Annotated in this window: 19 protein-coding genes; 4 read left to right on the forward strand and 15 right to left on the reverse strand. The window is 65.0% G+C overall.

The window, feature by feature from the left end; genetic code table 11:
• Positions 1–467 (forward strand): acyltransferase family protein (locus ABT24_RS08600; RefSeq protein WP_286737677.1); only part of this gene is annotated, 467 nt, incomplete at its 5' end.
• Between the two features lie 244 nt (positions 468–711).
• Here ABT24_RS08600 and nadS read toward each other — a convergent pair.
• From nadS to ABT24_RS08620, 4 genes are all read right to left on the reverse strand, one after another.
• On the reverse strand, positions 712–1,002 hold the full coding sequence (gene nadS / locus ABT24_RS08605; RefSeq protein ID WP_276726744.1) for a NadS family protein: 291 nt from the start codon (positions 1,000–1,002) through the stop codon (positions 712–714).
• A gap of 2 nt (positions 1,003–1,004) precedes the next feature.
• A complete protein-coding gene (locus ABT24_RS08610; protein WP_276726748.1) occupies positions 1,005–1,316 on the reverse strand; it encodes a type II toxin-antitoxin system RelE/ParE family toxin in 312 nt (103 codons plus the stop codon).
• An 87-nt stretch (positions 1,317–1,403) separates the two neighbouring features.
• Entirely contained in the window at positions 1,404–2,528 is a 1,125-nt protein-coding gene (locus ABT24_RS08615) for a YbdK family carboxylate-amine ligase (RefSeq protein ID WP_276726751.1), read from the reverse strand.
• Complete coding sequence (locus ABT24_RS08620; RefSeq protein ID WP_276726755.1) at positions 2,525–3,757, reverse strand: cation:proton antiporter; 1,233 nt, start codon at positions 3,755–3,757, stop codon at positions 2,525–2,527. Before ABT24_RS08620 ends, ABT24_RS08615 begins: the two co-directional genes overlap by 4 nt.
• Positions 3,758–4,039: 282 nt before the next feature.
• Here ABT24_RS08620 and ABT24_RS08625 point away from each other — a divergent pair, with 282 nt between their 5' ends.
• From ABT24_RS08625 to dnaE, 3 genes are read left to right on the forward strand one after another with little or no spacing between them, the layout of a single operon-like run.
• Positions 4,040–4,261, forward strand: coding sequence for an antitoxin MazE family protein (locus ABT24_RS08625; RefSeq protein WP_013106726.1), 222 nt, complete (start codon positions 4,040–4,042; stop codon positions 4,259–4,261).
• Positions 4,261–4,581: a type II toxin-antitoxin system PemK/MazF family toxin gene (locus tag ABT24_RS08630; protein ID WP_276708685.1), complete on the forward strand. Its 321-nt coding sequence runs from the start codon at positions 4,261–4,263 to the stop codon at positions 4,579–4,581. The genes ABT24_RS08625 and ABT24_RS08630 overlap by 1 nt, the downstream gene beginning before the upstream one ends.
• A gap of 37 nt (positions 4,582–4,618) precedes the next feature.
• A complete protein-coding gene (gene dnaE, locus ABT24_RS08635) occupies positions 4,619–8,059 on the forward strand; it encodes a DNA polymerase III subunit alpha (RefSeq protein WP_286737681.1) in 3,441 nt (1,146 codons plus the stop codon).
• On the opposite strand, the gene tolA is transcribed toward dnaE, so the two are convergent.
• The 11 genes from tolA to ABT24_RS08690 all read right to left on the reverse strand — a co-directional run bounded on the left by tolA (position 8,060) and on the right by ABT24_RS08690 (position 16,854).
• Complete coding sequence (gene tolA, locus ABT24_RS08640) at positions 8,060–9,064, reverse strand: cell envelope integrity protein TolA (RefSeq protein WP_276726761.1); 1,005 nt, start codon at positions 9,062–9,064, stop codon at positions 8,060–8,062.
• A gap of 46 nt (positions 9,065–9,110) precedes the next feature.
• Positions 9,111–9,578 carry a biopolymer transporter ExbD gene (locus ABT24_RS08645; RefSeq protein WP_013123955.1) on the reverse strand — a complete coding sequence of 156 codons (468 nt, stop codon included), beginning with the start codon at positions 9,576–9,578 and terminating at the stop codon, positions 9,111–9,113.
• A gap of 50 nt (positions 9,579–9,628) precedes the next feature.
• Entirely contained in the window at positions 9,629–10,381 is a 753-nt protein-coding gene (gene tolQ, locus ABT24_RS08650) for a protein TolQ (RefSeq protein ID WP_013123954.1), read from the reverse strand.
• Positions 10,382–10,524: 143 nt separating this feature from the next.
• Entirely contained in the window at positions 10,525–10,980 is a 456-nt protein-coding gene (gene ybgC / locus ABT24_RS08655; protein WP_276726764.1) for a tol-pal system-associated acyl-CoA thioesterase, read from the reverse strand.
• Positions 10,977–12,158: a pyridoxal phosphate-dependent aminotransferase gene (locus ABT24_RS08660; protein WP_276726767.1), complete on the reverse strand. Its 1,182-nt coding sequence runs from the start codon at positions 12,156–12,158 to the stop codon at positions 10,977–10,979. Before ABT24_RS08660 ends, ybgC begins: the two co-directional genes overlap by 4 nt.
• Positions 12,159–12,339: 181 nt before the next feature.
• Positions 12,340–12,948, reverse strand: a complete 609-nt coding sequence (gene nusB, locus ABT24_RS08665; RefSeq protein WP_013106716.1) for a transcription antitermination factor NusB — start codon at positions 12,946–12,948, stop codon at positions 12,340–12,342.
• On the reverse strand, positions 12,945–13,430 hold the full coding sequence (gene ribH, locus ABT24_RS08670; RefSeq protein ID WP_013123949.1) for a 6,7-dimethyl-8-ribityllumazine synthase: 486 nt from the start codon (positions 13,428–13,430) through the stop codon (positions 12,945–12,947). Before ribH ends, nusB begins: the two co-directional genes overlap by 4 nt.
• A 52-nt stretch (positions 13,431–13,482) precedes the next feature.
• Positions 13,483–14,649, reverse strand: coding sequence for a bifunctional 3,4-dihydroxy-2-butanone-4-phosphate synthase/GTP cyclohydrolase II (gene ribBA, locus ABT24_RS08675; protein ID WP_423837787.1), 1,167 nt, complete (start codon positions 14,647–14,649; stop codon positions 13,483–13,485).
• 42 nt (positions 14,650–14,691) lie between these two features.
• Positions 14,692–15,270 (reverse strand): Antimicrobial peptide resistance and lipid A acylation PagP, encoded by a 579-nt coding sequence (locus ABT24_RS08680; RefSeq protein ID WP_013106713.1) that lies wholly within the window; start codon positions 15,268–15,270, stop codon positions 14,692–14,694.
• Positions 15,271–15,416: 146 nt separating this feature from the next.
• Positions 15,417–16,229: a class II glutamine amidotransferase gene (locus tag ABT24_RS08685; RefSeq protein ID WP_013123947.1), complete on the reverse strand. Its 813-nt coding sequence runs from the start codon at positions 16,227–16,229 to the stop codon at positions 15,417–15,419.
• A complete protein-coding gene (locus ABT24_RS08690; protein WP_276726775.1) occupies positions 16,222–16,854 on the reverse strand; it encodes a riboflavin synthase in 633 nt (210 codons plus the stop codon). Before ABT24_RS08690 ends, ABT24_RS08685 begins: the two co-directional genes overlap by 8 nt.

Here is a 16,854-nt window from a genome sequence, read left to right on the forward strand (position 1 = left end):
TTCTCGGTGCGGTCCTGAGCGAGCATGCGTGGCGTAAGTCGACAGGTGCGCTCTTATTTGCGGCCGGGGTTGCCGCGACGGTCGCGATGACAGCCATTTACACTCAACGTGCGGGCCACTTGGATCAGACCTTCTATGACTATTTGGCACCTAACGTAACAGTTGCCGCTGCTGGCCTCTTCATGCTATTTCTCGGCATGCAGAAGGGGGCATCGCCGCCGTGGCTAAGCCGTCTCTCCTTATATACGGTGGCTATATATGGGGTGCACGTCTTTCTCATAGATCCAGTTGCCGAAATCCTCAGGGTGTCCAAGACAACAGGAATCGGATGGATCGCTGTGCCATTCACGGCCGCATTTGTCTTCTTAACCGCCGCCGCAATCGCCCACCTCTTGCGTGTCTTTGAGGACGCTGTTCGCGCAGCTGCAAGAATCTTCGCTGCTAGATATCAGGCTAGGCTCTTGTAGCGCGTGATCAGCTCGGCGGGATCGAGACCGGCGGTGTTGGTCACCACCCTGCTGGCCACCCCAAAACTGCTCCACTTATGGCCGGTCAAACTGCTCCAGGCAGGACGGTCGGGTTATGCCTATCCAGCGGTGGTGGCGATGCGTGTGACCTGCCCCCTCGCGCCGTTGACCTGCTCCCCGTTAGCCGTACCACGGTGAAGTTCGTGGAGTCTGAGTCCATCACGATGGAGAATGATGGTCTGCCTTATCCGTGCAGGCTGCGGAGCGCCACTTCTGGCGCAGTGGCTACGATTTTGAGCAAAGCCGCTGCTGGACCGGTTGGTGTGCGTCGATGTTGCTCCCAGTTCTGAAGGGTCTTGACGCTCACGTGCATGAGGCGGGCAAAGTCTTGTTGCGATAGTCCGGTGTGCTCGCGTACCTGACGCACATCCTCGGCCTGCAGCACGATACGTTGGCTGGCCTGCGTTTGGCCGGTGGTGATCGCTTTGGCCTCTTTGAGGCTTTGCACCAGATCGTCGAATAGGGTCTTGTCCATGATCAGATCTCCTCGATGAGTCGGCGCAGGATGGCCAACTCGGCATCGCTCAGGGTGTCTTGCCTGGATTTTGGATAGGCCACGAGCATCAACACCTGGTTCGCATCGCGCCGCCAGTAATAAATTGTCCGCATCCCTTCACTTTTTCCGCGGCCAGGCAGGGCATACCGCAGCTTGCGTAGCCCGCCGCCGCCGACAATCAAATCGCCTCGCTCTGGGTTCTCCAGAATCAGATTCTGCAAGCCACGATAGGCATCATCCGAGAGTAGCGCGACGATTTGCCGGGTGAAGGTTGGTGTCTCAATGAACTCCAAGGACGGGATGATACGCCATTGGCGTATAGTGCTCAAGCGAGCAGCCTATTCATGCTCCTGAAGTCTACTAACAAAGTGGTATTGGGCTCAGGTGGCGACGTCCATCCACCGCCCCGCCTGCTGCCGCACGACTTCGGGCAGGTGATGCTCGCGTGAGAACACTGCGCGGATCCACTCGGCATCGTTGCCGCGGGCGCTGACGTCGGCAAGGAGTTCGCGCAGGGCGACGTCGGATTTGCAGTCTGCGGCGTGGCCTTCGAGTTTGACGAGGGTGCGGATGAGGTCTTCGCGCAGGGTGCGGTGTTCGCGGGTGGCGGGGTCGACGAAGGTGCCGTCGAAGCCGAAGCGGCAGGCCTGAAAGCGGTTGAAGGTGTAGACGAGGTAGTCGTCTTCCTGCGGCTGGAAGGGCCGCTCGCGCTGAATGTAGGCACCCAGGGTCTGGATGTAGGCGGCGATGCGCGCGGCCTTGGTGATGGTGAGCGGGGTGTCCATCACGCGCACTTCAATGGTGCCGTATTCGGGCTTGGGGCGGATATCCCAATAGAAGTCTTTCATGCTCTTGACCACGCCGGTAGCGGTCATTTTGTCGAAGTAGCGCTCGAAGTCTTCCCAAGTCAGGGCAAAGGGCGCGCGGCCCGAGAGCGGGAAGGCGAACACCGAGTTCAGCCGCGCGGAGTGAAACCCAGTGTCTTCGCCCTGCACATAGGGCGACGATGCCGAGAGGGCGATGAAGTGCGGAATGAAGCGGGAGATGCAGTGCAGGGTGTAGAGCGCGGTGTCGGCGTCGGGGCAGCCCAGGTGCACATGCTGGCCGAACACGGTGAACTGCTTGCTCAGGTAGCCGTACAGCTCGGAGAGTTGGAGAAAGCGCGGCTTGTCGAAAATGCGCTGCTGCGCCCAGTGCTGGAAGGGGTGAGTGCCGCCGCCGGCCAGGCCCACGTCGAGCTTGTTGGCGGCTTCCACCAGCGCGCCCTGAATCTCGGTGAGTTGGGCCAGGGCGTCGTCATAGCCGGTGCAGATGCCGGTGGCGAGCTCGATCATGCTCTCGGTCATTTCCGGCGTGACCACGCCGGGCAGCTTGTGGCCTTGCAGCAGACGCAGCAGGTCAGGCGCGCAGGGCATGAGGTCGTAGTTGTGCCGGTTGACGATCTGCAGCTCCAGCTCGATGCCGATGCTCAAGGCGCCTGATTTGGTGAAGGGCCCCAGACTCATGCGTTTCCTCCCGTGGTGCGGCTGACCGGGCCGGGGGCGATGTCTCCGCTATAGCCCAGCGCCCAGCGGGTGAGTAGCGGGGCGAGCAGTTCGAGCAGGGCGATGGCGCTGAACGCGACGGCCAGCATGGGGTGCAGCGCCGCCCCGGCCGAGCTGCCGAGAAAACTCAGCGCGAGCACGAAGCTCACGCCCGCGGCCGGGTTGAGCGACAGGCCCAGCGCGACAGACTGCCGCCAGCTCGCGCCGCTGACGCGGCCGAACGCCAGCGCCCCGGCGAGCTTGGCCACCAGCCGCACGACGATGACCAGCGCTGCCGCCAGCCCGCCCGCCAGCAGAATGCGGGCGTTGAGGCTCAGGCCCAGAATGAGAAAGAGCAGCACCATGAGCACACCGCCCGCCGTGCCGAAATGGCGTGGCCACAGCCGTGGCCTCGGGCTGCGCCAGCGCAGCAGCGCGCCGGCCAGCAGAGGCGTGAGCAGGGCCGACCAGTTGAGCATGCGGGTGACCGAGAGGGTGAGCACAATGAGGCCGACGAGCATCAGCGCGCCGCCCTCGTCGCGGAAGTCGAAATGCCGCTCCACCCAGTTGACCGCCCAGGCCAAGAGCGCCGCGGCCAGCACCGAGCCGCCGAGCAGGTACAGCAGATGCAGCGCCGAGGCGGCCGCGCCCTGCGGGCCGTCGGCGTCCATCATGCCCAGCAGCAGGCTGCAGACTAGCAGGGCGTAAAAGGTGTTGAGGGCCGAGAGCAGCAGCAAGCGCTCGGTCACCTGCCCGTTGGTGCGAAACTCGCTGCTGATGCGCAGCACCACGGCAGGCGAGGTGGCCATGAGCAGCCCAGCCACGATGGCCGACTGCAACGCGGTGAAGCCCAGGAACACCAGAGTGATCCATACCGCGCCAAAGCCCAGCGCCGATTCGAGCAGGCTCATGCCCAGCAGCGCCGGATTGGCGCGCAGCCAGCGCAGATTCACCCGGTGGCCGATCTCGAAAAGCAGCACGGCCAGGGCCGTATCGACAATGGCGCGGGCACTGTTCTGCAGCTCATACACATTGAGCCCGGCCCCGCCGGCGGCCAGAATCATGCCGGCCGCGGCATAGCCCACCAGCCGCGGCCACTTGAGAAAGCGAAACACCGATTCCCCCGTTAGCGTGGCCAGCACCAGCGCGGCACCCACCCAGAACACCCCGTCAGGATGCAAGGGCCATGCGGGCAGGTAGCTGTTGATCATCGTGCGGGGTCTCCGGTGTGTGAAATAGGCAGTCGCCGCTGCCTTGGTCGACACCATAGCAGAGAGAAAAGTGGGGAAAATTCGAGTGGAATAGCGGGAAAAGACATCATCCCCCTCCCGGCCTCCGCCACTGCATGGAGGAGGAGCAAACGCGCCCTCTCCACTTGTGGGAGGGTAGGGGTGAGGAGGCTTTGAGCTACGAACTTCACACATCAACATGCCGGATCGACGGGTTGCATGCGGAGTATCATGTAACCACGTATGCAACCAGCGGAGAGCATCATGCCATTCATCCATGAATCAACCGACAAGGTCGCGCGTCACCGCGAGCGGATGCGCGCTGCCGGACTGCGACCGGTGCAGTTTTGGGTGCCTGACACCCGCTCGCCCGAGTTCGCGGCGCAAGTGCGTCGGCAGTGTCAAGACCTGAAAGGCGATCCGGCAGAAGCCGAAGCGCTGCGATTCACCGAAGAGGCTGCATCGCAAGTTGAGGGCTGGGAGTGATGCAGCGGGGCGATTTGGTGACGGTTTCTCTGCAGGGCGATTACGGCAAACCAAGGCCTGCCCTGATCATTCAATCCGACCTGTTGGGCGACTTGGAAAGCGTCATGCTGTGCCCAGTGACGAGCGATTTGCGCAATGCCGCGTTTCGCGTCACCGTCGAGCCGAATCCAGCGAACGGACTGCGTGCACTATCGCAGGTCATGGTGGACAAAATCTCGACACTGCCGCGAAGCAAAATAAGCGAACCTTGCGGGCGACTCCATGAGGAGCGGATGAAAGCGGTCGACAGGGCGCTGCTGCTGGTCATCGGCGTGATTTGATGCTGTGAACCGGGCGGCGCCTCCCTAAAATACCCCGATGTCCTACGTCCATCTTCGCACCCACACTGAATATTCCATCGTCGACGGCGCCTTGCGCGTGGACGACATGGTGCCCGCGGCTGGCCGCGACGGGCAAGGGGCGCTGGCGATCACCGATTTCAACAACCTGTTTGCCACCGTGCGGTTCTACAAAGCCGCGCTGGACGCCGGGGTCAAGCCGATCATCGGCTGTGACGTACTGCTGGGCAGCGCCCGCCATCCGGGGCAGTTCACGCGGCTGTTGCTGCTGGTGCAGAACCGCACCGGGTATCTCAACCTCTGCGATCTGCTCAGTCGGGCCTGGCTGGACAACCAGCAGCGCGGACGTGCCGTGGTGCAGTGGGAATGGCTGGAGGGCGGGCTGGCCGAAGGTCTGATCGCGCTCTCGGGTGCGCATGAAGGTGCCATTGGCCAGGCGCTGCTGCAGGGCGACACGGCCACCGCGCGTGATCTGGCGCGGCAGCACGCGGCTGTGTTCGAGGGGCGCTTCTATATCGAGTTGCAGCGCGGCGGTCATGCCGCGTGCGAGCCCCACGTGCAGGCGGCGGTGCCCTTGGCGGCCGAACTGGGTTTGCCCGTGGTGGCAACGCACCCGGTGCAATTCCTCAAGACCGACGACTTCGATGCCCACGAAGCGCGGGTGTGCATCGCCGAGGGCGAAACCCTGGGCAACCCGCGCCGCCAGCGCAAGTTCACTGCCCAGCAGTATTTCAAGTCGCAGGCCGAGATGGAGGCGCTGTTTGCCGATGTGCCCTCGGCGCTGGCCAACACCGTGGCGATTGCCCAGCGCTGCAATCTGGTGCTCGATCTGGGCAAACCGCAATTGCCGCTGTTCCCCACGCCGCAGGGACTGACCCCCGCTGAGTTCTTCCGCCAGCAGGCGCAGGACGGGCTGGAGCAGCGGCTGACCGTGCTCTATCCGCAGGCCGACCAGCGCGAAGCGGCCCGCCCGCGCTATCAGCAGCGGCTGGAGTACGAGCTGGGCATCATCGCCAAGATGGGCTTCGAGGGCTACTTTCTCATCGTGGCCGACTTCATCAACTGGGCCAAGAGCAACGGCTGCCCGGTGGGGCCGGGACGGGGTTCGGGCGCGGGCTCGCTGGTGGCCTACAGCCTGCGCATCACCGACCTCGACCCACTGGAGTACGCGCTGCTGTTCGAGCGCTTTCTCAACCCGGAGCGGGTGTCGATGCCCGACTTCGACATCGACTTCTGCCAAGAGAACCGCGACCGCGTCATCGATTATGTGAAGGTGAAGTACGGCGTGGATGCGGTATCGCAGATCGCCACCTTCGGCACCATGGCCGCCCGCGCCGCGGTGCGCGACGTCGGGCGGGTGCTCGATCTGAGCTACACCTTCTGCGACGGCATCGCCAAGCTCATTCCCGCCAAGCCGGGCCAGCACATCACGATTGCCGACGCGCTCAAGCAGGAGCCCCTGCTGGCGCAGCGCTACGAGGAGGAAGAGGAGGTCAGGCAACTACTCGATCTCGCCCAGCAGCTCGAAGGTCTGCCGCGCAACATCGGCATGCACGCGGGCGGGGTGCTCATCGCGCCGGGCAAACTCACCGACTTTTGCCCGCTGTATGCGCAGCCGGGCAGCACCGACGCCGTTTCACAATTCGACAAGGACGATGTCGAAGCCGCCGGGCTGGTGAAGTTCGACTTTCTCGGCCTGGCCACACTGACCATCCTGGAACTGGGCGCGCAACTCATCCGCCGCAACCACCCCGACCGCGCCGACTTCAAACTCGAAGACATTCCGCTGGACGACCCCAAGAGCTACAAACTCATGGCCAAGGGCGACACCGTCGCCGTGTTCCAGCTCGAATCGCGCGGCATGCAGGGCATGCTGCGCGACGCCAAGCCCGACCGCTTCGAAGACATCATCGCCCTGGTGGCGCTGTACCGCCCCGGCCCGATGGACCTCATTCCCACCTACTGCGCGCGCAAAGCGGGCAAGGAAGACGTGGTCTATCCCGACCCGCGCATGGCCTCGGTGCTGGAGGAAACCTACGGCATCATGGTCTATCAGGAGCAGGTGATGCAGGTGGCCCAGGTCATCGGCGGCTACTCGCTCGGCGGCGCCGACCTGCTGCGCCGCGCCATGGGCAAGAAAAAGCCCGAGGAGATGGCGCAGCACCGCGGCATCTTCGCCGAGGGCGCGGCCAAAAACGGCATCAAGCCGGAGAAGGCCAACGAAATCTTCGACCTGATGGAGAAGTTCGCGGGCTACGGCTTCAACAAATCGCACGCCGCCGCCTACGCGCTGCTCGCCGTACAGACGGCCTGGATGAAGGCGCATTACCCCGCCGAATTCCTCGCGGCCAACATGAGCATCGCCCTCGACGACACCGACAAACTCAAGATTCTGGTGGAAGATGCGCAGGCCTGCGGCATCAACGTGCTGCCGCCTGATGTGAACGCCTCGCAGTGGCGCTTCGATCCGGTGGACAGCAAGACCATCCGCTACGCCCTGGGGGCCATCAAGGGCAACGGCCAGGCTGCGGTGGAGGCCATGATCGCCGCGCGGCAAGAGCGGCCCTTCACTTCGCTGTTCGACTTTGCCGAACGGGTGGATCGCACCCGCCTCAACAAGCGCGTGCTCGAAGCTCTGGCCAAGGCCGGCGCGTTCGACAGCCTGCACCCCGAGCGTGCCGCGGTGATGGCCGCAGTGGAAACCGCGATGGACTATGCCGCGCAGCGCGAGGCCGCAAGGCAGCAGGCCGGGCTGTTCGACCTGTTCGCCGCCGACGCCGCCGATGGCGGCCACAACCCGGCGCACGAGCCACGGCTGCCCGAGGTCGAACCCTGGGATCTGCGCACCAAGCTCTCCTTTGAGAAAACCGCCATCGGCTACTACCTCAGCGGTCATCTGTTCGACGCCAGCGCCGAAGAAGTGCGGCGCTTCGCCCCGACTGCGCTGATGGATCTGGTCGATTCGCGCGACCCGGTGCTTATCGCAGGCATCGCGGCCGGGGTGCGTCTGGTGCAGTCGCAGCGCGGGCGCATCGCCATACTCGCGCTGGAAGATCGATCGGGCGCGATGGAAATCGTCATCGGTGAAAGCCTGCTCGATACCGTGCGCGACCGCCTGCGCGACGACGCCCTGCTGGTGTTGCGTGGCAAGGCGCAGACCGACCGCTTCAATGGCGGGCTGCGTTTCAACGCCGACGCGGTATGGACGCTCGAAGAAGCCCGCGCCCGTCTGGGAAAGAGCATCCGTCTCAAACTCAACGGCGCCAGCTCGGCCGAGCCGCTGGTGGGGCTGGCCCGCCAGCACGCCAGCGAAGATGGCTTGCCGCTGCTGCTCGACGTCGAACGCGCCGGGGCGCAAGTGCGCCTGAGTGTGCCGGCCTGCCGCCTGCCGCCCACCGATCCGATCCTGAACGCGTTGGCCCAGCTCTCGAAAGACGGCCGGGCGGAGATCGACTACTGATCAGCTTGGGTCGCGCGGCCCGGCTTTGACCAACATCGGCGTCCAGATCTTGCCGTTGCTGTCGGGCGGGAAGTGGTGCACTCGCTCGATGGCGCGCAGCACGGCCTGATCCCAGCTCGCAACGCCGCTGGAGCGCTCGATTTTCGCGGTGAGTACGGTGCCGTCCGGCGCCAGGTTGACCAGCACCGTCACCCGCGGATCGCCGGTGATCTGGTTGATCTCGGGATAGGTCACGTTCTCCCGCACCAGACTGGCGATGCGCGCCGCATACGTGCCCGACGGACCGGAGGTGCGCGCCGCAGTGCCGGTGCTGTTGGCCGCGCCGGTGCCCGCCTGCTGCATCAACTGCTTCATGTAATCGTCGCGCGACGAGGCGGCAAGCTGCGCCTGCTGCTGCTCCAGTTTTTTCTGCTTCAGCTCGGCTAGCCGCTTTTGTTCAGCCAGCTTTTTTTGCTCGGCCAGCTTTTCCTGGCGCAGTTTTTCTTCCTGCTGCTGTTTGCGCTGTTCGGCCAACTGTTGTTGTTTGAGTTCCTGCTGCTGCTTTTGCTCGGCCAGGCGCTGCTTTTCTTCGGCGAGTTTTTTCTGTTCTTCCTTGAGCCGTTTTTCGATCAGCGTCTGTTGCTCGGCCTGCTGTTTTTTGAGCGCGGCTTCGCGCTCCTGCTTCAGCACGATGTCGGCCTGTTGCACCTGCGGCTCGGGTTTGGGGGCGGCCACGGGTTTGGGCGGCGGCGGTGGCGGTGGCGGCGGGGCGGGTTGCGGCTGGGGTTGCGGCTGCTTGCGTTCCATCGGCGCGGTGGGCCGGGGCGCGGCGCGCTGCACCGTGGGCGACCACAACTCGGCCTCCACCGCTTCGGGCGGGTGACTCTTCCAGTGCACGCCGAAGGCGATGAGGGCGATGAGCAGTAGGTGGAACAGGGCGGCCAGGCCGAAGGCGCGCAGCGTGCCGCGTTCGTGCGGCGGCCGCAGCGCGGAGGGGTCGCCTGGAGATAAGCGCGCGGTGTTCATGGGAAAAGGGGAAAAAACCGGGCTAAAAAGCGGGAGAAAAAACGCATCAGGATGGGTTGGACTGGACGGCCAGGCCCACGCGCTCCACACCGTGTTGTTTGAGCAGATTGAGCGCGCGCATCACCGCGTCGTACTTCACGTTTTTGTCGGCGGCGATCAGCACCGGCATGGCATCGAGGCTCAGGCCAGCCTGCGCGGCCAGTTGCTGTACGGTCTGCGGCAAGTCCTTGAGGCTGACGGGCTGCGGCGCGGCGTTGGCGGCCTTGCTCTTGGGGTCGCGCAGCGAGACTTCGAGCATGTCGTCCTTCTGGATGGTGACCTGTACCAAGGTACTGGGCGCCTGCGGTGCATTGCCCACGGTGGGCAGCTTGACCATGGTCGGCGTGATGAGTGGCGCGGTGACCATGAAAATGATCAGCAACACCAGCATGACGTCGATATAGGGCACGACATTGATGTCGGCCAGAGCGCGCCGCGAGCGATGCCCACGACTGCTGGATTGGAGGGCGGGCATGTCAGAAGTTCCCAGGGATCAGCGAACGGGGTGAGCGCGGGAGCGTCATCTCAGCGCCCTCCGCCAAAGCCGGTGACCGGCCCGGCTCGCCCGGCGCTTGCTGCCGCAGCCTGCTGCGCGGCGCTCGGCGCGGGCGTGCTCTGGCGCTGCAGGATGTTGGAAAACTCTTCGGTGAACGACTCGTAGCGATTGGCCAGGCGATCGATGTCGCGGGCGAAGAAGTTGTAGGCGATCACCGCGGGGATGGCGGCGAACAGGCCGATGGCCGTGGCCACCAGCGCCTCGGCAATGCCGGGCGCCACGGTGGCCAGCGTGACCTGCTGCAGATTGGACAGGCCGACGAAGGCGTGCATGATGCCCCACACCGTGCCGAACAGGCCGACATAGGGCGACACTGAGCCGACCGAGGCGAGAAAGGACAAGTTGGCTTCGAGCGCGTCCATCTCGCGCTGGAAGGCGGCGCGCATGGCGCGGCGGGCGCCGTCCACCAGCGTGGAGCCGTCGAGCACATGGCGCTCGCGCAGCTTGAGGTATTCACGCATGCCCGAGGCGAAGATGCGCTGCAGCGGGCTGCCGTGGCGGCCGTTGCTCAGCGCCGATTGGTAGAGGTCGTTGAGCCCCGTCCCGGACCAGAACTCCTGTTCAAAGTCTTCAGACTTCACCCGCGCCGACTTGATGGCGAAATATTTGCGGAAGATGACGGTCCAGCTCGCCAGCGATACGGAGAGCAGAAGGGCGAGCACCAGCTGCACCACGATGCTGGCGCCGAGCACCATGGACACGATGGAGAAGTTTTGATCCATAGGGAGGTCTGGCTGTAGTAGTGGGAGAGTGAGCGCGCGGCTCAGGAGAGACAGCCTGCATTACAACAAATCCCCAACGGGCGCGGCCGCTGCGGAGAAGACAGGATTGAGGAAAAAAGGTTCACGAAAGGAAGGGTTGCAGCTCAGGGTGCGGGTGAAGCAGGCGCTGCCCAGCGGGTGACGCGGTCGAAGACTACCCGCGGAATGCGCGATGGCCGCAGCGTGGCCGCCGCCACGCAACCCACGCGCACCGTGGCCTCGCACAGCAGCGCGGCGGGTGCACCGCTGGCGTCGCAGCGCCAGGCCTGTTGCGCGACGGTAAGGCTGGCGCTGCCGATATCCTGCAAGCGAAGCTGGATCTGCAGCGCGTCGTCGAGTTTCGCGGGGGCGGCGTAGCGCAGGTGCACGTCGGCCACGACGAACACCATTCCCGATTGCGCCGCCAGCTCCGATTGCGCCAGCCCCAGGCTGCGCAGCCATTCCGTGCGCGAGCGCTCGAAAAAATTGAGATAGTTGGCGTAATAGACGATGCCCCCGGCGTCGGTGTCTTCCCAGTACACCCGCACGGGCCAGTGGAAAGATTGGGTGCCGTCTTTCATGCCGCCTTGCGCTCCAGATAGCCGCGTAGCCGGGCCAGCGCTTCCTGCAGGTTGGCGATGCTGTTGGCGTAGCTCAGGCGGAAGTAGCGCTGGGGCTCGGCGGTGCCGAAGTCTTTGCCAGGTACGAGCACCACGCCGGTATCGCGCATGACCTCGAAGCAGAAATCCCAGCTGTCGGCGCTGTAGGCAGAGCAGTCGGCGTACACATAAAACGCGCCGTCCGGCCGCACGGGCACGCGCAGGCCCAGGGCTTCGAGGCCGGGCACGATCAGGTCGCGGCGGCGTTGGAACTCGGCGCGGCGGCGTTCGTATTCGGCCAAGGTGTCGGGCTCGAAGCAGGCCAGCGCGGCCTGTTGCGCCACGCTGCTGGCGCAGATGAACAAATTGCCGGCCATGCGCTCCAGCGGGGCGACGAGCGAGGGCGGCACGACCAGCCAGCCCAGCCGCCATCCGGTCATCTGGAAGTATTTGGAGAAGCTGTTGACGGTGATGATGTCGTCGCCCGCGGCTAGCGCGGTGTGGCCGTAGCCGGCTTCATAGCTGAGGCCCAGATAGATTTCGTCGACGATGCTCACCCCGCCGCGCGCGCGCACCACGTCGGCGATGCGGCGCAGCTCGTCTGGCGCGATGGAGGTGCCGGTGGGGTTGGAGGGCGAGGCCAGCAGAACCCCAGCGGTCTGCGGCGTCCACGCGGCTTCGACTTCGCTGGCCGTGAGCTGAAAGCGTTGCGCGGCGGGGGCGGGCAGCATGCGTGCCCGCGCACCCGCAGCGGCCACGAAGTTCTTGTTGCACGGATAGCTCGGGTCGGGCATGAGCACTTCATCGCCCGGATTGAACAGCAGCAGGCTGGCCAGGGTGAGGGCGCCCGAGGCGCCCGCGGTGATGAACACGCGCGCCGGGTCGAGCGTCACGCCGTGCACCTGGGCGTAGTGCTGCGCGATGCGTTCGCGTAGCGCAGGCAGGCCGGGCGCCAGGGTGTAGCCGGTGCGGCCGTCGCGCAAGGCTCGGGTGGCGGCTTCGACCACGGGTTCGGGCGCGATGAAATCGGGCTCGCCCACGCTGAGATGGATCATGCGCCTGCCCTGCGCTTCCCAGGCCGTTTGTTGTTCGGCCGCGGCGCGCACCACGTCCATGACGTAGAAGGGTTCGATGGACTGGTTGCGTTGGGCTAAGCGCATGGCGGCTATCAGAGGGAGATCAGAGGGTGTGAATGAATCCGGCGTGGCCGAGCAGCGTGCCCAAACGCTTCCGATCAAGGCGCAAAGCACAGCCGTGCCCATCGGCACGGCGAGCATTTGCAACGCCGAGCGGGGGTGTTTGGGCGCGAGGAGCGGGCATGGCGGATTTGTTCACACCCTCTCAGTCTTTGCGCGGCGGGCGCGGGCTGGCGCTGGCGCGCCGGGGGAAAGAAGCGGCCGCACGTCGCGGCGGGGTTTTGGCCTTGTGGCTGACGGGCACGTTCGCGTAGGGGTTGGGCGGCGGGCTGAAGTCGGTGGCCGTGGGCTGCGCCTGCGGGTGCGACTGGTTGGCGGCTTCGACCTCGGTTTTGCGCAATTGCGCGGCGATGCGGTCGAGCACACCGTTGACGTATTTGTAGCCGTCGGTGCCGCCGTACACCTTGCCGAGTTCGACCGCTTCGTTGATGACCACGCGGTAAGGCACGTCGAGATGACGCTGCAGCTCGAAAGCGCCCATCAGCAGCAGGGCGTGCTCTACCGGGGAAAGCTCGCTGGTCTGGCGGTCGATGTGCGGCTGAATGAGGGCGTCGAGCGGCCCGGCCTCGGCCAGCGCGCCATGCAGCAGCGACTGGAAGTGATCGTCGTCGAGCTTGATGGTGGGGTAGCGCTCGTGCAGAAAGGCTTCGATCGCGCCGGTATCGCTGCCGGCGAGCAGCCATTCATAAATGCCCTGGAACGCGAGCTCGCGCGACTTGCGCCGCGCGCTTTTGGGGGCGGTGGTTGCGGTCATGCGGCCTCGTCGTCGTTGTCGCTGATGTCGATGAACAGGTTGGCCATTTCCACCGCGACGCGGGCGCATTCGGCGCCTTTGTCGATGCGGGCTTCGGCCTGCGCTTCGTTTTCCACGGTGAGCACGCCGTTGGCCACCGGCATGTTGTAGTCGAGCGCCACCTGAGCGATACCGGCCGCGCTGGTATTGCAGACGACCTCGAAGTGATAGGTGTCGCCGCGAATCACGCAGCCGATGGCAATGAGCGCATCGAAGGCCTCGCTCTCGGCCAGCGCCTGCAGCATCAGCGGCAGTTCGAGCGCGCCGGGGACGGTGTAGAGCCCGATATCGTCTTCGTTCACGCCCAGGCGCTGGAGTTCGTCGAGGCAGGACTGGGTGATGCGGTCGGTAATGGCGGTGTTGAAGCGGGCCTGCACCACGGCGACGCGCAGCTCACGGCCATCGAGTTGTTCGGAAAGAATGCGGTTCTGGACGTTTTGCATGGCGTTGGAGTGCAGAGGAGTGGCGCGCCGCGGGGCGCAGAAGGGCAACAGCTTACGCGCCGGGCGCAAGGATGGGGGCGCTGTCCTGTGCGGACTCGAAGCCGACGATCTCCAGCCCGTAGCCTGCCATGCTGGGCATTTTGCGCGGCTGGCCGAGAAGGCGCATCTGACGCACGCCGAGATCGCGCAGGATTTGCGCGCCAATGCCGTAGTCGCGCAAGGCGGTGATGCCCGATTTGGGCGGCGTGGCCGCCGGCTGCAGCAAGCGCTCAAACTGGCTTTTCAGTTGCGCGGCCGATTCACCGCAGTTGAGCAGCACGGCCACGCCCACGCCTTCGCGCACGATGCGCTGCAGGGCCTTCGGCAGATTCCAGGAATGGCGCTGGCAGGCGGCATCGAGCAGGTCGAGAGCGGACAGCGGCTCGTGCACCCGCACCAGGGGGGCCTGCTGGCTGGCGAGGTCGCCATGCACCAGCGCCAGATGCAGGCCATGACCGGCGCGATCGGTATAGGCCACGCAGCGCATGGGGCCGAACGGCGTCTGCATAGGGTGTTCGCCTACGCGCTGCACTAGCGATTCGGTGCGGCTGCGGTATTCGATGAGATCGGCGATGGCGCCGATTTTCAGCTCGTGCTGCGCGGCAAATTGTTCGAGATCGGGCAGGCGGGCCATGGTGCCGTCGGCGTTCATCACCTCGCAGATCACGGCGGCGGGTTCCAGCCCGGCCAGAGCGGCGAGGTCGCAGCCGGCCTCGGTGTGCCCGGCGCGCATCAGCACGCCGCCTTCAGCGGCCATCAGCGGGAAGATGTGACCCGGTTGCACGATGTCGCTGGCCTGTGCATTGCGCGCCACGGCGGCCTGCACGGTGCGCGCACGGTCGGCCGCCGAAATGCCCGTGGTGACGCCTTCGGCAGCTTCGATGGACGCGGTGAAAGCGGTGCCGTGCGAAGAGCCGTTGTGCTCGACCATGTGCCTGAGGCCAAGCTGCGCGCAACGCTGGGCGGTGAGGGTCAGGCAGATCAGGCCGCGCGCATGCGTGGCCATGAAATTGATGGCCTGCGGGGTGATGTGCTCGGCGGCAATGACCAGATCGCCCTCGTTTTCGCGATCTTCCTCATCGACCAGAATGACCATGCGCCCGGCCTTGAGCTCGGCAATGATGTCGGGAACGGGGGACAGGGGCATGATGGGGACGGGCGCTGCTGAAAAGCCCACCATTCTAAAACCGCCTCACCCGGCGCGCTTGCGCCGCTTGCCTTGTCAGAATTCGTAGCGTCCGAAGAAAAACGCGACGTTGCCGTTGTTGAGCTTGTTATTTACCTTCGGGATAAAGGTGCCATAAATCGACAGCCTGCCGAAACGGATCGAGGCGATGGGCAGCGCGATGGGGAAGGGGATGTTGTGGAAGATGTCGGCGCGCGAGGTCACCGCCAGGGTGTAGCCCAGACCGAATCCCACCGGCGCGTCGTTGTTGAACATCCACTGATGGGCGTAGCCGACCACGGGCTCGGCGTTCCAGTGCGAGTCGGAGAAGATCATGGCGTACACCATGTCTTCGTTGCCGTCGGCATTGATGTGATGGCGGCCCCAGCCTATGCCCCAGGCGTGTTTGTTGAGCGTGGCGCGTTTGGCGGCGGTGTAGGTGCCGGGGTCGTGCCAGGTGTAGCCGCTGAAGTACAGATCGTCCTGTCCGGTCTGGGTGGTGCTGACCGCGGCATTCCAGGTGGACTGCGCCCAGTCGGATACGCCGCCCAGCCCCAGCGCCCAACTCGCGCGGGGAACCAGGGCCAGCCAGAGGAGGGCGAAAGTGGATAGAAGGCGGGCTGGAAAATGTTTCATGGGCTCTTGGCGGGCGTCTCAGGGAAGTCGGGCCAGACTTTATCAGCGCAAAAGGTTGAGCCTGTGTCCGTTTGCAACGGGCGGTATGTGTGTGGCCGACTCAAGCGCTGTTCAGAGCCGGGTTGGGGCGCTGATCGGGGCAATGATCAAGCACCGAGGCGCGCGATCAATCGGCCCTGCTGCACGACGAGCAGCGTATTTTCGGGCAGGGGTTCCCAGTCTTCCGGGGTGAGGGGCACGCTGGCGAGCATCACGGCGGGTGCGGGTTTGTCGTCGCGGCCCTGAACATGCAGCCCAGAAGCGCGCATCTGATGCTCGCTGGCGGCTTCGCGCATGAGCAGGTGCAAGCCGGGCACCCAGGTGTTGCCCGGATGACTGCGGCGGCGATGCGCATGAGCGAACAGCAGGTCGCCATCGGTGAACAGAAAGTTCGCCGCGCCAAGGGCACGCAATCTGGCCGCGAAGTCGGAGACCACTTCAATGCGGCGTTTGAGGTCGCCGCTCTCACCCGCCGCATCGAGCACTTGCAGCGATTGCATGAGCACGTAGAACGCATGTTCGGAATCGGTCTGGCCCATCGGGCGGTGCGCCGCATGCGCCAGAGGAAGCGCCTGCTCGATGTCGGGCAGATCGCCGTTGTGGGCAAAGATGTGGCGCTTGCCGAACAGCTCGCGGGCGAACGGCTGGGTGTTGACCAGCGTCACCGGGCCGCGCGAGGCGCGGCGGATATGTGCGATGACTAGCGGGCTGTGAAAGTCGTGCTTTTCGAGCACCGGAACGAAGGCGCTGGTCAGCGCGGGTTGCGCTTCGCGCAGCACATGGGCGTCGCTGCCCTCGTAATACGCCGCGCCCCAGCCGTCGGGATTGGCGGCGTGCGGCCCGCCGTGGCGCGCGAATTCACGAAAGGCGAACCGCACCCGCGCGGGCACACGGCTGGAGTAGGCGAACAACTCACACATCTTTCCGACCCTCCGGTGCGCCCAGCATGCGCTCGACATAGCGGGCGATGAGGTCGATTTCGAGATTCACCGCGCTGCCCTCGCGAAGTTGATGCAGATTGGTGTGCTGCAGGGTGTGCGGAATGAGGTTGATACTCACGCGGCAATGCTGTGGCAGATCTTCGACGCGGTTGACCGTCAGACTCACGCCGTTGATCACGATGGAGCCCTTGTACGCAAAGAACTTGCCTAAAGCGGCGGGCGCGTCCACCTCCAGCAGCCAGGATTCGCCGACGGGCTCGAACCTGGCCACCTGACCGACGCCGTCCACATGGCCGGTGACCAGATGGCCGCCAAGCTTGGTGGACAGCGCGACCGACTGCTCCAGATTGACCTGGGCGTCCGGCACGTCCAGCCCCGTGGTGCGCGCCAGGCTTTCGGCCGAAATGTCGAAGGCAAAGCCACCGGGCTGAAGATCCACCACCGTCATGCAGGCGCCGCTGACGGCGATGCTCTCGCCGAGCTCTACGCCCTGCAACCAAGCCGGATCGACCTGCAGGCGCACGCGTTTGCCGTGACTGGCTTGGGAACCGAGGGGGGTGACTTCGGCGATGCGGCCGACGCTGGTGATGAGTCCGGTGAACAT

Origin of the sequence: Thiomonas sp. SCN 64-16, from assembly GCF_001725585.1 — a bacterium.
GTDB classification, from domain to species: domain Bacteria; phylum Pseudomonadota; class Gammaproteobacteria; order Burkholderiales; family Burkholderiaceae_C; genus Thiomonas; species Thiomonas arsenitoxydans.